Origin of the sequence: Rickettsia sp. Oklahoma-10, assembly GCF_039954865.1 — a bacterium.
Lineage (GTDB): Bacteria > Pseudomonadota > Alphaproteobacteria > Rickettsiales > Rickettsiaceae > Rickettsia > Rickettsia oklahomensis.
The window spans coordinates 35,478-50,626 of record NZ_CP157197.1; the positions used below are offsets into that span (position 1 = coordinate 35,478).

Here is a 15,149-nt window from a genome sequence, read left to right on the forward strand (position 1 = left end):
AGGATATAATAAATGACTAACGTAATTACTAGGTTTGCTCCATCACCGACAGGGTTTTTACATATAGGTTCGGCAAGAACCGCTTTGTTTAACTATTTATTTGCAAGACATCATAACGGTAAGTTTTTGCTTCGCATTGAAGACACTGATAAATTAAGATCAACAAACGAAGCTGTAGAAGCTATATTCTCAGGTCTAAAATGGCTAGGACTTGATTGGGACGGTGAAGTTATATTTCAGTCAAAACGTAATGATCTTTACAAAGCAACTGCAATAAAATTACTGCAAGCAGGTAAAGCATATTATTGTTTTACTAGCCAGGAAGAAATAGAAAAACAGCGACAAAAAGCTTTAGAAAATAAACAGCATTTTATTTTTAATAGCGAGTGGCGTGATAAAGATCCAACTGCCCACCCTACTGATATTAAGCCGGTAATACGTCTAAAAACCGCAAGAGAAGGTAATATAGTAATTCGTGATACTGTGCAAGGCGATGTTGTAATAGACAATTCTCATATTGACGATATGGTGTTACTGCGTAGTGATGGCACTGCTACTTACATGCTAGCCGTTGTAGTAGACGATCATGATATGGGTATAACTCATATTATTAGAGGTGATGATCATTTAACCAATGCAGCAAGACAAATCGCTATTTATCAGGCTTGCGGCTATGCAGTGCCAAGCATGACTCATATACCACTAATTCATGGAGCAGATGGGACAAAATTATCAAAAAGGCATGGGGCCTTAGGTATTGGAGCTTATAAAGATATGGGATATTTACCGGAAAGTTTGTGTAATTATTTATTGCGTCTTGGTTGGAGCCACAGCAATGATGAAATTATTTCAATGGATCAGGCTATAAAATGGTTTAATCTTGATTCCATCGGTAAATCACCAGCTAAGCTTGATTTTGCTAAAATGAATAACCTTAACGTCCATTATTTACGACTACTTGATAATGATAGTTTAACTTCAAAGACTGTAGAGAGATTGAGACAAAATTATAATGTTAGCAAGCAGGAGGTAATTTATATAAATCAAGCCATACAGAGTTTGTTATTAAGAAGTGAAACGTTGCTAGATCTAGCACGACTTGCAAAAATTTATCTAGTAGATACACCTATCATCTACAAACAAGATGCAAAAGAAATTATAGAAAATTGTGATAAAGATTTAATTAAGCAAATTATAGAACATTTAAACAAGCTTGAGCAGTTTGATAAGGAATCCGTACAGAATAAATTTAAAGAAATAGCAACTCATAATGGCTTAAAACTAAATGAGCTTATGAAACCGGTTAGAGCCTTAATAACTGGCATGACAGCTTCACCTAGCGTATTTGAGATTGCAGAAATTTTAGGAAAAGAAAATATTTTAAAGAGATTAAAAATTATATGAAAGATTATGTAAAGAAAATTACTTTTGTTTTTAGTGGGTTATTTATAATAACCGGCACTTTTGTTTTATCTAGAATAGAAAACATCTATGCATCAACGACACCAAAAAAGTATGGAGCTTGGACTTTAAACTGTACTCTTAATACTGAGAAAAAACAACTTTGCTTTTTATCACAACAAATTAATAATCTAGAGAAAGATAAAGAAAAGGAAATATTAGCCATTTATCATATAGGATACTTTAATCAAGAACAAGAAAAACAGGAACTCAAGATAATCGAAATAGTCCCACCAAATGTTCAAATTCCGGCAGGTACAGTTATTAAGAGTGGTGATAAACGAATAGCAGCTGGAAAATATGTAAATTGTACGGTAAATGGTTGTCAGGCTCTAGCTACTATTACGCAAAATGACCTAGATATGATTTTATCAAATAACAATTATGTAGAGCTAATCACTGCAGAAGGTAAACAAGCGAAAATTTCATTGATAAAAGATGGCTTAAAGGAAGGACTACAAGCTTTAAGTAGATAATAATTTGGTAATTTCGTGTACTGTTCTTCATCGTCATTGTGAGAAGAAACTGTAAGTTGTGACGAAGTAATCCAGTTACAAAATACTCATCTTAAGCATTTTCATTTTTTTATGGATTGCTGCAAATGGCTGCTTACAATAACGACTTAGTATCCACACAACAAAAAGCCTTGAATCGCTTACTCATGCGATTTGCTATTAAGTTGACTTAAATCTTAATTAAGCATCGCGATGATGGTGTCCATGTCCAGAGGACTGCACTACCTAAACTTGCTTCATATTCAAGAACTCATGATTGATGAAATGCCATGCGGGTATCAAATAGTAGAACATGCAATCCTGCTTCTTATTGATCTGTAGAAGCAGGTAATGTATGGTTCTAAAATGGTTTATCTTGACTTATATTTTGATAAAATGTCTTAAGCCTGTCAAAAGCTAGTCTTTGCAAAAAATCAGTAATATGATCAGTGATTGCATTTTGTCAGATCAAAATTGTTTCATTGCTGCATTGATATAATAAATGCAATCCCCCGCATCTGCTTTTCCACCACTAAGAAGGTGTTACTATTTAATGACCGGTACAATTACAGGTATCATCAGGAAAATCAATATCACCAGGAAAGGATTGTTTCTCCTTCCATCTCATTATTCTGCCAACGTCCTCTATTAACACCAGATCTCCATAAACCATTACCAATATCGAAATTATATTTAATATAAAAATAGATTGAATAAAATCTTTACAATTAATGCTTGTTAAACTTTTGATATTTTACAAAAAGTTATAAATAAAATTGAAAAATTTTTGAAAATAAATACAAAATCATTCTTCATTTTAGCCAATTTTTTAAATTAAACATATATACATTTAATTTAAAAAATTAGTAGGTTTATGGAAAATATTGATATTTGGCAGAAAAAATTTGAGATTTGTAATCATTAGTACAAAATTAATTGATCGAATTAAATATTTGAATACCATAGTAGACCAACTACAACAAAAATTGCAAAAAGTCTTTAAATATCACGCCTCTCAAATGCGTTAATCAGGGGTATTATTTTCACCCTATAGAAAGTTACAATCATGCTTGTAGATTTTATACCTCTTGAAGCTCCTAAACTTTATAAATCATATCATGATACGAGAGGAGATACAATTACTTACATATGCTGATATCAGTAAAATGTTTAATAAGAATATTGTCAATAGCATAGAATGTTTAACAAGAAATTGAGCTGTAAAATTAGCTCAGGTAAAATGTTAAATTTATTAATTCAAGAACAAAAATGTGATATCACACTTATTAAAGTATTTAATCATCTACATAATTTATAAACTATAAATGTGCTAAATCTCTCGAAAAGGCTTGAGAAAAAGTACATAGACTACAGAACACTTGTTGCTTTTATTTATAGCAGCTTATTTAAATACGCATCATAGAACCAACAACTATTAAATGTTTTCACTATTTTATCAAGCAACATTTCCCTTCAGAACAAAAAGAGATATTTCAAAAAGTCATCTTATGCAATGTCTTTTTAAAACTTTAAAATAATACAAAATCAAAATTCAGCTTTTATGTATATTAGCTAAAAACTATTTTTATATTTCCAGTGTGCAGCTTCACCACTCTCTGCATTACAATGCATCTTATAATCACGTATTTGTACCTCTATTTTATAATTATCCTCAGTTATAATAATAGTATGCAAAGACTGATAGCCATTTGGTTTAGGATTAAGAATATAATTTTTGAATTTATCCTTTTCATACTCATAAAGATTATGAACTACTTTTAAAGCTTTATAACATTTTGCTTCATCTATTACCACTATTCTTATCGCAAAAATATCTGTTAATTCTTCTAACTTTATACCCTTACGATATAATTTATATAAAATTGATATTGGATGTTTAATCCTACCTGTTATTTGAGCAATAATATCACGTTTAGATAAATTATGATGTAAATTTTTAATAACCCTTTGGAGCAAAACTACCTCCTTAATTTATACTAATTCAGTTAATAGTTATACTTTACAATAACTACACACTAATTAAAGCAATAAATGTATTAAGTTCTGTTAACACTGCTAATTGATGTGCTATTTTTAGAAAAATTATGGCAAGGCTCCACCACACTATCCTATTATTTTATCTTTTATCCTAAATGCACATTATTATTTTAGACTTTTTTAGAACTATAATTTTTTAAGTTCTAAACATAAAATTTAAATTATCTTATTTTATTATTTTAGTCTTGCTTAATCTGTATAAATTATAAGATTTTTTAAAATAAGAATAGTAATTTTTCTATAAAAGCTATTTTGTTAACAGTGCAATAGTAAAAAACATTTGCAATCATTTATTGAAATAATTACAAAAAACCTATCATGAGAGAGTGTTATTAAAGAATTTATTTCAAATCAAGGAAAGAAGTGTTTTCAAAGCCATTTGTACAACTTTTACGCTTGTTGTATAAATCAGCTTGCAGTGTCATACCGCGGACTTGACCACGATATGACATAGAGTACATTTTTCAATACACATATTCAAGAGGATGAATCCATACAACAAGACTTAAACTTATCGCATAACTCATCTTATAGAGATATAGACTTAAAAGTCCATACCGCCCATGCCTCCCATACCACCACCACGCATTGGCATTGGTTCTTCCTTATTAGAAGGTTCATCAACAATCAAAGTTTCTGTAGTAATAATTAATGAAGCAACGGAAGCCGCATCTTGTAGAGCAGTACGTACTACTTTAGCAGGATCAATAATTCCTGCTTGGATCATATCGACATATTGCATATCTTGAGCATTAAAGCCGAAATTTTTATCATTGTGTTCTAGTAATTTACCCACTACTACACCACCATTTTCACCGGCATTTTCAACAATCTGTTTTAGCGGATCCTTTAAAGCTTCTATTACTATTTCAATACCTGCTTGTTGATCCTTATTCTCTACTTTAAGCTTTGTTAAAGTTTGTGATGCATGAAGTAATGTTACACCGCCGCCGGCAACAACACCTTCCTCAACTGCAGCTCTTGTAGCAGCAAGCGCATCTTCAACACGGTCTTTACGCTCTTTCACTTCAACTTCCGTAGCACCACCAACCTTTAATACGGCCACACCACCAGAAAGTTTAGCTAAACGCTCTTGTAGTTTTTCTTTATCATAATCAGAAGTAGTTTCAGCTATTTGAGATTTAATTTGTAACACTCTATCTTCAATATTTTTCTTATCACCGCTACCATCAACAATTACGGTATTTTCTTTTGAAATAGTTACTCTTTTTGCAGTCCCTAGACTCTTAATGTTAACATTTTCAAGCTTCATACCTAAATCTTCAGTAATAAGCTCACCTTTAGTTAAGATAGCGATATCTTCCATCATTGCTTTTCTTCTATCACCAAAACCAGGAGCTTTTACTGCTGCAACTTTTAAACCACCACGTAATCTATTGACTACAAGCGTTGCAAGTGCTTCGCCTTCAACATCCTCAGCAATAATTAATAGTGGACGCTGCGATTGCACTACAGATTCAAGTATAGGTAACATCGGTTGTAAATTTGATAATTTTTTCTCAAATAATAAGATGAAAGGGTTTTCAAGCTCAGCAACCATCTTCTCAGAATTTGTTACAAAATACGGTGATAGATAACCTCTATCAAACATCATACCTTTAACTACCTCAACATCAAAGCTAAAATTCTTTGCTTCTTCAACGGTTATCACACCTTCTTTACCAACTTCCTCCATTGCCTTAGCAATTTTCTCGCCGATTTCCTTATCGCCATTTGAAGATATAGTACCGACCTGTGCAATTTCCTCTTGACTATTAATCTTTTTACTAGATTTTTTAATTTCTTCTACTACTGCGTCTACCGCTAAATCCATACCACGCTTTAAGTCCATAGGATTATAACCAGCAGCTACTAGCTTATTACCCTCACGAGCTAAAGCTCTAGCAAGTACTGTAGCCGTAGTAGTACCGTCACCTGCTACTTCCGCAGCTTTAGTGGCGGCTGATTTTAATAACTGAGCTCCTGCATTTCGAATTTTATCTTTTAACTCAATCGATTTTGCAACCGTAACACCATCTTTAGTAATTTTCGGTGCACCAAATGATTGCTCGATAAGTACGTTTCTTCCTTTTGGACCTAAAGTAACCTTTACTGCATTTGCAAGTATATCAACACCTTTTAGCATTTCTGCACGTCCTTCTGAACCGTGTTTAATAAGTTTTATTGCCATATTTAATTTCTCCTTTTACAAATAAACAAATTAATTAATTATACCAAGAACGTCGTTTTCTTTCATAACGATCAGTTTTTCACCTTTAATTTCAATTTCGGTACCTGCCCACTTACCGTATAAAACTTTGTCACCCACTTTTAACTCTAAAGGATAAATTTCACCTTTTTCATTACGAGTACCTGCGCCTACAGCTGTGACAACACCTTGCATAGGTTTTTCTTTAGCAGTATCAGGAATAATAATGCCACCTTTAGTTTTTTCTTCCTGTTCGATAGGCTTGATCGCAATTCTATCATGTAATGGTTTAAAAGACATTTTAACCTCCAATTATTAAATCTTTAAATGTATATAGTATATATATTTTATTTTTGTCAGTTCAAGGGGAAAGAGCAAAAATTTTTTATTATACCTTTTATATAATCTATCTTATCAAGAAGAATTTGAAGAAAGTTAGGAAAAAGGGCTATTCTTTATTAAAATCCTCTCAACTAATTCTATGTTGAGTTTTACTCCATTTGAAAGGACAAAAAATTATTTCAAATACTGTTTTATATGAAGCTACAGTATGTAATATAAAATAACTAGCACATAAGATCAAAGCTACTATAGCTTAAAATTTTACTACTTTTCAAAGCATTCTTTAGTATAGGAATCAAGAATATCTACTTTATAATTCCGGGAGTAGGTTCTTATACTAAACTCAGCATCTTCCGTTACGTTATAAACATCCACCAGTCAAGCTTATGTAATATATCTGTTTTATCAAGAGTGTAGGAAATTTTATAATTCTTTCAAAATATATTCAAACTACAAACTAATATTTTATGTTAAACATTTTGGATTTTCATTGTTATTATAAAAATTAAGCATAGCTTAAAAGCACATTCGGACGACAAATTTATAAATATTGCTAAAACCTTAAGCAATTAATCAGCTTCAGGTTTATCTTCAGCATCGTAAGTCACTAAATATTTTAGAGCATCATTAAGTACTTGCGGTTTAGTTCTAGGTACACTTTTTAGAACAAATACCATATGAGAGTAAGAGTAAATTATATAAAGCTCTTATTAAGTGATCATCATCTTCGATAATTACATCTAACTTATCTTTTAGATAATTAATTAATGAAATATTTTTTATTATTTATCTTAGCGTACTTAATTCTTTATATAACGGGACTAAAATCGTATAAATCGACACAGTTTTTCCTCATTTTGAGCAATTTTTGGTTTCTGCTTATAATCATAGATACTACTCACTCCATCATCCATGCAATGATTATAATGTTTTGAAGACTATAGGAGAAATTACATCTAATAATTATTCCTGTACTCCTCTCTATGTCATTCCCTAAGTAGGCAGGAACCAAAAAAATAACTTTAATATCGGTATAAACATTACAAATTAATTGACAAAATAAACCTAAAAACAAATTTTTATAGGTTTTACTAGATTTCAACCTATTCAGAAATGACACCAAACGTATTTTTTAATCTATACAACAATGCTTTCACTAATAAAATGATATTAAAAGAGCCATGTAACCATACTGAAGGCAATGCTCTTATTGTTAAAGATTTCAAAAAATTGTGCAAAAAATCACTTATTAGTAACATGGAATAAAAACAGCCAATACATCAATATTGTGCTATACACACAACAAAAAACATTATAATATTTCTTGATCGCTTATAACAATGATTTTATTACGATAAACATCTTCATATATAAAATACCTCTTTCACTACACAGGCTTGTATATAAAAAAATAATTATAAATTGAGTAATGAGCTCAAAAAATTTTTAACTGAAATAATATACGAGATTTCTTAATTTCACGCTTATGGAAAGCTTACTTAGGTTGATTAATGTCATTCGTATAATATAGGGTCAAGCCACGGTATGGCATCTAGGACTTCTTTAGAGCCATATATTAAGACCCACGCAGTACCTGATTTTGTAGTTTAAACAATTCTGTGACACCACCTTTAGCAAGGTTTAACATTGCTAAAAATTGCTCTTCGGAAAAAGGATTTTTCTCTGCCGTGCCTTGTACTTCTATTAAATTACCATTACCTGCAAACACAAAATTACTATCCACGTCAGCATCACTATCTTCTAAATAATCCAAATCTAGTATCGCCTCACCTTTATATATACCACAAGAAATAGCTGCAACTTGGTTTATTAACGGGTTTACTTTCAAAATTCTCTTTTTCATCAATAATCTAATAGCTAGGTGCAATGCTATGTAGCTCCCTGTTATTGCTGCCGTTCTAGTACCGCCATCAGCATTAATAACGTCACAATCTATAATAATTTGTCTTTCACCAAGTGCTTTTAGGTCAATTACACATCGCATCGCCCTACCTATCAAACGCTGTATCTCTTGCGTTCTTCCACCTTGTTTTCCGAGTGCCGCTTCTCTTTTTATACGCTGTGATGCAGAGCTTGGAAGCATACCGTACTCAGCAGTAACCCAACCTTGATTCTGCCCACGTAAAAACGGCGGCACAGTAGTTTCGCAAGTAGCACTACACATGACATGCGTATTACCTATTTTAATAAGACATGAAGCTTCTGCATTAACAAGCGGTGATAATTCTAATAAAATAGGACGTAATTGGTTACTTTTTCTTCCTGACTGTCTCATAATACTATAATATATATTGAAAATTTTAGATTTTTTATTATATCTTATTAATCTAAAAATAAAAAGTAGATAATATGACGGATAATAATATAGAAAATAAAGAAGAAGAACTAAGTGCTAACAATAATGAGGAAATAACAGAGTTAAAAGCACAAATTGAAGAGCTAAAAGATAAACTAATAAGAACTACTGCTGAAATAGACAATACAAGAAAGCGTTTAGAGAAAGCACGTGACGAAGCAAAAGATTATGCGATTACTACATTTGCTAAAGAGCTACTAAATGTTAGTGATAATCTTTCAAGAGCATTAGCACATAAACCGACAAATCTTGATGTTGAAGTTACAAATATTATTGAAGGCGTTCAGATGACTAAAGATGAGCTGGATAAAATCTTTCATAAACATCATATTGAAGAAATAAAGCCGGAAATAGGATCAATGTTTGACTATAATCTACATAACGCAATTTCACAAGTAGATAATACGGAGTATGAACCGAATAGCGTTATTACTTTAATGCAATCAGGATATAAAATTAAAGATAGACTGCTTCGCCCTGCTACCGTGCAAGTTACTAAAAAACCTAAGCAAGAAGAATAATATGAATAAAACTGCTATATTTTGGCTAGTTTTTTCAGGACTTTTTATAAGCGGCTTGATGTTAATCTCAGATGCAGTAAAACCATTTTTTATTGCATTTATAATATCTTACTTACTACAACCTGCTATCGATTTTATTGCATCAAAATTTAAAATATCAAACAAATTTGCATCGAACATAATTTATCTAATATTTTTGAGCATATTTTTCTTAAGCATAACTATTTTAGTACCGATAATTTATGGACAAATTTTTACTTTTATAAAAAATATTCCGAAATATAAAAATTATTTTCAAGGCGAAGTATTGCCGCATATAATGATAAAAATTTATTCGATAGAACCGGATATTGCCTATAAAATCAAAAATTCTTTAAGCAATTTTATAAATAGTATATTTACTATACTTGGTAGTATTGCTCATAACTTTTGGCATTATACTATTATCACTCTTAACATATTTGTTTTATTTTTACTTATACCTATAATATTATTTTATTTCCTACGTGATTGGACTAATATTATTGAAAATATGAAATCATTATTACCTATCAAAAGCAGAAAAAAAATCCTTGAAATATTATCGGCAATTAATAATTTGTTATCTGCCTATATAAGAGGACAGTTAAATATTTGCTTATTATTATCTACTTATTATAGTATTGCATTCACCATACTAGGTATTGATCTTGCTCTTTTACTTGGTATTTTAACAGGGTTTTTAGTTATTATTCCTTTTATTGGTACTTTTATATTATTTCTCTTAACCCTAATTATCGGTTATTTCACTTTTGGCATGAATATAAAATTATTATATATAATGATAATTTATTTAGTCGGGAATATTTGTGAATCTTATATTTTAACACCTAAAATTATCGGTGATAAAATAGGTTTGCATCCGCTTTGGATTATATTCTCAATTTTTGCTTGCGGTAGTCTATTTGGAATGATTGGAATATTTTTTGCCATACCAATTGCCGGTATTACTAAAATTTTACTCTTGAATCTAATAAAATTGTATAAATTTAGTAAGTTCTACCTATGAGAGGGATAAGTATAGTATTGTTGTATGATTTTTAAAAAGCGATCAATATCATTCCCACTAAAGTGGGCATCCAGTAAAACCTATAAAAACCTTGTGTTGTTAGGTTTATTTTGTCAATTAATATGTAATGCTACTGGTGGTATTAAAGTTATTTTTCTGGATTCCTGCTTTCGTGAGAATAACACCCTCAACCAACAACGCTGCTAAGGATTAATAATGCAGCAATATATATTTCGATTTAATACTCCTAATAAATATCATCCTGATGAATTTATTGTTTCTAGTTCTAACAATCAAGCTTATAATATTATACAAAATTGGCAACACAGCTTTGGCGTTAATCCTTATAAATTTACTTTATTAATTAAAGGTCCTTCTTCTTCAGGCAAAACTTATTTAACCAAAATATGGCAAAATTTAAGCAATGCCTATATTATTAAAGATATCTTTTTTAATGAAGAAATTTTAGAAAGATACAATGCTTTTATTATTGAAGATATTGAAAACTGGCAAGAACTGGCATTACTTCATATATTTAATATTATTAACGAAAAACAAAAATATCTTTTACTTACCTCATTTGATAAAAACAGAAATTTTGCTTTACCTGATTTATCTTCACGTATTAAATCAGTGCTTAGTATATTATTAAACTCCCCTGATGATGAATTAATCAAAGTGCTAATATTTAAACATTTTTCTATTTCTTCAGTAATAATATCCAGGCAAACAATAAATTTTCTTTTAGTAAATTTACCTAGGGAACATGCTAAAATCATAGAAATATTAGAGAATATAAATCAATTTGCTTTAACTTCCAAAAGAAAAATCACCACTTCATTAGTTAAAGAAGTGTTAAATAGTCATATAATATTGTAACTCTTTCCTTGACTTTAACTTTTACCAATATTTAGAAAAAATTGTGCTGGGATATAAAAAAGAACAAAAAAGTTTAAATAGATAATAAAAATGTGCCATAGGTCTATTATCTATAGGTACTTTTGTAGAGTAATTTTTGCTATATGTTCATATGGCAGTATTACTTAATAAGCTTTGCTTTCCAGATACTCCTGCTTAACTAATTTTAATGACTACATGAATTGTATTAACAAAAAAAGTTATTCTAGTACACTATTAAAAGCTAGAACAATTATATTTTTAATTGTATACCCTATAATATTTACTTATTAAAAAAAATAATGCTAAAACCTTTTCATTGGTGGGCGATGAGAGATTCGAACTCCCGACATTCTCGGTGTAAACGAGATACTCTACCAGCTGAGCTAATCGCCCATATTTTTTATTAATTAGTAAAACAACATTATTATAATAATAACCAGAAGATGTATAAAGACTTTAGTAAAATTTTATTAGTTTTTGCTTTTAAATTATCTATAGAGTGTTATTTACTTTCACCCATACTTTTTATTTGTCTTGATAATCTACTGATTTTTCTTGAGGCAGTATTTAATTTAATTATATTTTTTTTTACACCTTGCATCACCTTAGATTGAGCAACAGCTAACGCTAAGTTAGCATTTTCTTTATTACCAAGACTGATTTCATGTACAACTTTTTTGATAAAAGTTTTTATTGCACTAGATCTTTTTTTATTGATTAGCGTTCTTTTTACTGTTTGTCTAGCAGCTTTTTTTGCTGAAGAATGATTAGCCATTACCGAGTCCTTTATATTTAATTTTTAATATTTTCATTAACATCCTGCTGTATATTTCCTTTAGCATTAACATCTCTATCTACAAATTCAATATATGCTATCGGTGCTAAATCACCATAACGAAACCCGGCTTTTATTATTCTAGTATAACCACCAGGTCTATCTTTATATCTAGTACCTAAAATACTTATAAGCTTTTCTACTGCTTTTTTATCTTTTATTTTTGATAAAACGCTTCTTCTAACCGCTAAGTCAGCTTTTTTAGCTTTAGTGATTAGAGTTTCAATGTAAGGTCTTAATTCCTTAGCTTTTGGTAGAGTAGTTTTAATTTGTTCATGGATTACAAGTGCTACAGCCATATTAGCAAGCATTGCTTGCCTATGACTACTTGTTACATTTAACTTTCTACCTTTAATTTTATGTCGCATTTTTATTAGTCCTTAATTATCAGAATCTTCATAACGTTTAGATAATTCCTGAATATTTTCTGGTGGCCAATCCGGTATATCCATACCAAACCTTAAATTAAATTTTGCTAATATTTCTTTAATCTCATTTAAAGATTTTCTACCAAAATTTGGAGTTCTCAGCATATCAGATTCTGTTCTCTTTACTAGATCACCTATATATATTATATTATCATTTTTCAAACAATTTGCTGATCTAACCGATAATTCTAATTCATCAACTCTTTTAAGTAAATACGGTGAAAACGGTAAAACATCAGTTTTAACCTGCTTATCTTCTTCCTGTTCTTCAAAAGAAATAAAGAATTGTAATTGTTCTTGTAAGATACGTGCAGCTAACCCTACAGCCATTTCAGGTAACAAATCACCGTTAGTTTCTACAAACATAATTAACTTATCATAGTCGGTAACCTGACCTACTCTAGTATTTTCTACCTTATAAGTAACACTCTTTACTGGATTAAATAAAGCATCTACAGCTATTTCACCAATAGGTAAATTATCCTCATAACTATTTGTGCTAAGTACGTATCCTTTACCAACCTTACAAGTTAATTCCATTTCAAGCTGCTTATTTTTAGCAAGATTACAAATTACATGACTCGGATTCAGTATTTCTACATCATGCCCTGTTTCAATCATACCGGCCGTTACAACACAAGGTCCTGTTGCTTTTAACTTCATGATACGTTTTTCCGCAACATGCATCTTTACTTCAATACCTTTAATATTTAAGATCATCTCCGATACATCTTCTTTTACACCAGGTATAGAAGAAAATTCATGTTCTATAGCAGGAATTTTTATAGAAGTGATGGCCGCCCCTTGTAAAGAAGAAAGTAACACCCTTCTCATAGCATTACCTAAAGTTAAACCAAAACCTCTTTCTAAAGGTTCGACTACAACTTTAGCTTTATTATTGTTTTCCGCAAAATTTTCATAAGCGACTTTATTCGGCTTTATTAAAGCATTCCAATTTTTACTTAACGATAACATTTAATACCTATGACCTCTTATACTCTTCTTCTTTTTGGCGGTCTTACTCCATTATGAGCAATTGACGATACATCTAAAATTGATGTAACTACAAAATTTTGCCCGAATAAAGCTCTCATTGCTGATTCACGCTGAGCCCCAGGTCCTCCAATCCTAATAGAAATAGTTTTTAGACCATATTCTTTTGCTTTTTCTGATGCTCTATCAATTGTTACTTGAGCCGCATAAGGTGTTGCTTTTCTTGCCCCTTTAAACCCATTACCTCCTGCTGATGCAGAAGAGATAGTATTACCTTGAATATCAGTAAATGTTACTATAGTATTATTAAACGATGCTCGGATATGCACAACACCAAGAGTGATAGTTTTTTTCTTTTTCTTAACTTTAACCGTCTGATTCATTATTTATACTCTATACTTAAACTATTATTTAACAGCTTTTTTCTTGCCGGCTATTGCAATAGCTTTGCCTTTTCTAGTTCGAGCATTAGAATGCGTGTTCTGCCCTCTCACCGGCAATTTACGTATATGTCTAAGCCCTTTATAACATCTTATATCTTTCTTCTTCTTAATATTAAGTGTCACCTCTCGTCTTAAATCACCTTCGACTTTATATTCACTTTCAATAATATTACGTAAACTTATTAACTCTTGATCCGTAAGTTCTTTAACTTTTTTATCTTTCGATACTTTTGCTTTGCTACAAATCTCTGCTGCCATAACAGGCCCAAGACCATAAATGTAAGTTAAACTCACAACTAAACGTTTATTATCGGGAATATTAACACTTGCAATTCTTGCCACAAATAATCTCCAAATTTACTATAGTAACTAGAAAATAATATAAAAATCTTTAATAAAGTCAACTTATTTTTAGTATTTTCTGTATATCAATTTCTATTTCTTGTTCATTTTTACTTCCATTAACTATATAAAAATTACCACTATTTTTATAATAATCTATTAACGGATATGTTTCTGTTTTATATACTTCAATTCTTTTTTGTATTACTTCTTCAGTATCGTCTTTCCTATAATCAAACATACTTGAACCACAAACATCACATACATTGTTAGTTTTAGGCTGTAAGAAGTAACTATTATATATTTTACCGCAATTTTTACAACTATATCTCCCTACAACTCTCTTAATTAACAATTCATCTAAAACATTAAAATATATTATTTTAATGTTTTCTGTAATAAATGACTCAAAGAATTTTGCTTGCTCTAAATTACGCGGATATCCATCTAATATATAACCGTTTTTATATTCAGGAGATAATAAAAAACTTTTGATTACTTGATTAACTATTTCATTAGGTATAAGCTCCCCTTGCCTAACATAATTATTAATTAATTCTGCTTCACTAGTTGATGTTTTTATAATTGTTCTAAATATATCACCGATTGCTATATGTGGTAAATCAATTTTTTTAGCTATCTTTTTTCCTTGTGTTCCCTTTCCAGCTCCTGGAGGACCTAAAAAAATTACTATCACT

The 15,149-nt window shown here is 30.4% G+C and carries 15 protein-coding genes and 1 tRNA gene; 5 read left to right on the forward strand and 11 right to left on the reverse strand.

What is annotated here, in order from left to right:
- The first annotated feature begins 12 nt into the window (after nt 1-12).
- Entirely contained in the window at nt 13-1,404 is a 1,392-nt protein-coding gene (gene gltX / locus AAGW17_RS00150; protein ID WP_347938948.1) for a glutamate--tRNA ligase, read from the forward strand.
- Nucleotides 1,401-1,937 (forward strand): invasion associated locus B family protein, encoded by a 537-nt coding sequence (locus tag AAGW17_RS00155; RefSeq protein ID WP_347938949.1) that lies wholly within the window; start codon nt 1,401-1,403, stop codon nt 1,935-1,937. Before gltX ends, AAGW17_RS00155 begins: the two co-directional genes overlap by 4 nt.
- Nucleotides 1,938-3,527: 1,590 nt before the next feature.
- Here the strand turns inward: AAGW17_RS00155 and AAGW17_RS00160 are convergent.
- From AAGW17_RS00160 to rph, 4 genes are all read right to left on the reverse strand, one after another.
- Nucleotides 3,528-3,932, reverse strand: a complete 405-nt coding sequence (locus tag AAGW17_RS00160) for a bifunctional (p)ppGpp synthetase/guanosine-3',5'-bis(diphosphate) 3'-pyrophosphohydrolase (protein WP_347938950.1) — start codon at nt 3,930-3,932, stop codon at nt 3,528-3,530.
- Between the two features lie 625 nt (nt 3,933-4,557).
- On the reverse strand, nt 4,558-6,204 hold the full coding sequence (groL, locus tag AAGW17_RS00165; RefSeq protein ID WP_347938951.1) for a chaperonin GroEL: 1,647 nt from the start codon (nt 6,202-6,204) through the stop codon (nt 4,558-4,560).
- A gap of 30 nt (nt 6,205-6,234) precedes the next feature.
- A complete protein-coding gene (locus AAGW17_RS00170; RefSeq protein ID WP_347938952.1) occupies nt 6,235-6,522 on the reverse strand; it encodes a co-chaperone GroES in 288 nt (95 codons plus the stop codon).
- 1,618 nt (nt 6,523-8,140) lie between these two features.
- Nucleotides 8,141-8,860, reverse strand: a complete 720-nt coding sequence (gene rph, locus AAGW17_RS00175) for a ribonuclease PH (RefSeq protein WP_347938953.1) — start codon at nt 8,858-8,860, stop codon at nt 8,141-8,143.
- Nucleotides 8,861-8,934: 74 nt separating this feature from the next.
- Between rph and grpE the strand changes: the two genes are divergently transcribed.
- From grpE to AAGW17_RS00190, 3 genes are all read left to right on the forward strand, one after another.
- A complete protein-coding gene (gene grpE / locus AAGW17_RS00180) occupies nt 8,935-9,462 on the forward strand; it encodes a nucleotide exchange factor GrpE (RefSeq protein WP_347938954.1) in 528 nt (175 codons plus the stop codon).
- A gap of 1 nt (nt 9,463) precedes the next feature.
- Nucleotides 9,464-10,510 carry an AI-2E family transporter gene (locus AAGW17_RS00185; RefSeq protein ID WP_347938955.1) on the forward strand — a complete coding sequence of 349 codons (1,047 nt, stop codon included), beginning with the start codon at nt 9,464-9,466 and terminating at the stop codon, nt 10,508-10,510.
- A gap of 216 nt (nt 10,511-10,726) precedes the next feature.
- Nucleotides 10,727-11,389 (forward strand): HdaA/DnaA family protein, encoded by a 663-nt coding sequence (locus tag AAGW17_RS00190; RefSeq protein ID WP_347938956.1) that lies wholly within the window; start codon nt 10,727-10,729, stop codon nt 11,387-11,389.
- Between the two features lie 338 nt (nt 11,390-11,727).
- Here AAGW17_RS00190 and AAGW17_RS00195 read toward each other — a convergent pair.
- The 7 genes from AAGW17_RS00195 to AAGW17_RS00225 form a co-directional block, all read right to left on the reverse strand.
- A tRNA-Val gene (locus AAGW17_RS00195) sits at nt 11,728-11,803 on the reverse strand.
- Between the two features lie 109 nt (nt 11,804-11,912).
- Nucleotides 11,913-12,185 (reverse strand): 30S ribosomal protein S20, encoded by a 273-nt coding sequence (rpsT, locus tag AAGW17_RS00200; protein ID WP_347938958.1) that lies wholly within the window; start codon nt 12,183-12,185, stop codon nt 11,913-11,915.
- Nucleotides 12,186-12,202: 17 nt separating this feature from the next.
- The gene (rplQ, locus tag AAGW17_RS00205; RefSeq protein ID WP_347938959.1) at nt 12,203-12,613 is read right to left on the reverse strand and encodes a 50S ribosomal protein L17; all 411 of its coding nucleotides are present in this window, start codon (nt 12,611-12,613) and stop codon (nt 12,203-12,205) included.
- Between the two features lie 12 nt (nt 12,614-12,625).
- On the reverse strand, nt 12,626-13,648 hold the full coding sequence (locus tag AAGW17_RS00210; RefSeq protein WP_347938961.1) for a DNA-directed RNA polymerase subunit alpha: 1,023 nt from the start codon (nt 13,646-13,648) through the stop codon (nt 12,626-12,628).
- Nucleotides 13,649-13,665: 17 nt separating this feature from the next.
- A complete protein-coding gene (gene rpsK / locus AAGW17_RS00215) occupies nt 13,666-14,049 on the reverse strand; it encodes a 30S ribosomal protein S11 (protein ID WP_008580920.1) in 384 nt (127 codons plus the stop codon).
- Nucleotides 14,050-14,073: 24 nt separating this feature from the next.
- Nucleotides 14,074-14,451, reverse strand: a complete 378-nt coding sequence (rpsM, locus tag AAGW17_RS00220; RefSeq protein WP_347938962.1) for a 30S ribosomal protein S13 — start codon at nt 14,449-14,451, stop codon at nt 14,074-14,076.
- Between the two features lie 58 nt (nt 14,452-14,509).
- Nucleotides 14,510-15,148, reverse strand: coding sequence for an adenylate kinase (locus tag AAGW17_RS00225; RefSeq protein ID WP_347938963.1), 639 nt, complete (start codon nt 15,146-15,148; stop codon nt 14,510-14,512).
- Nucleotide 15,149: the final 1 nt, after the last annotated feature.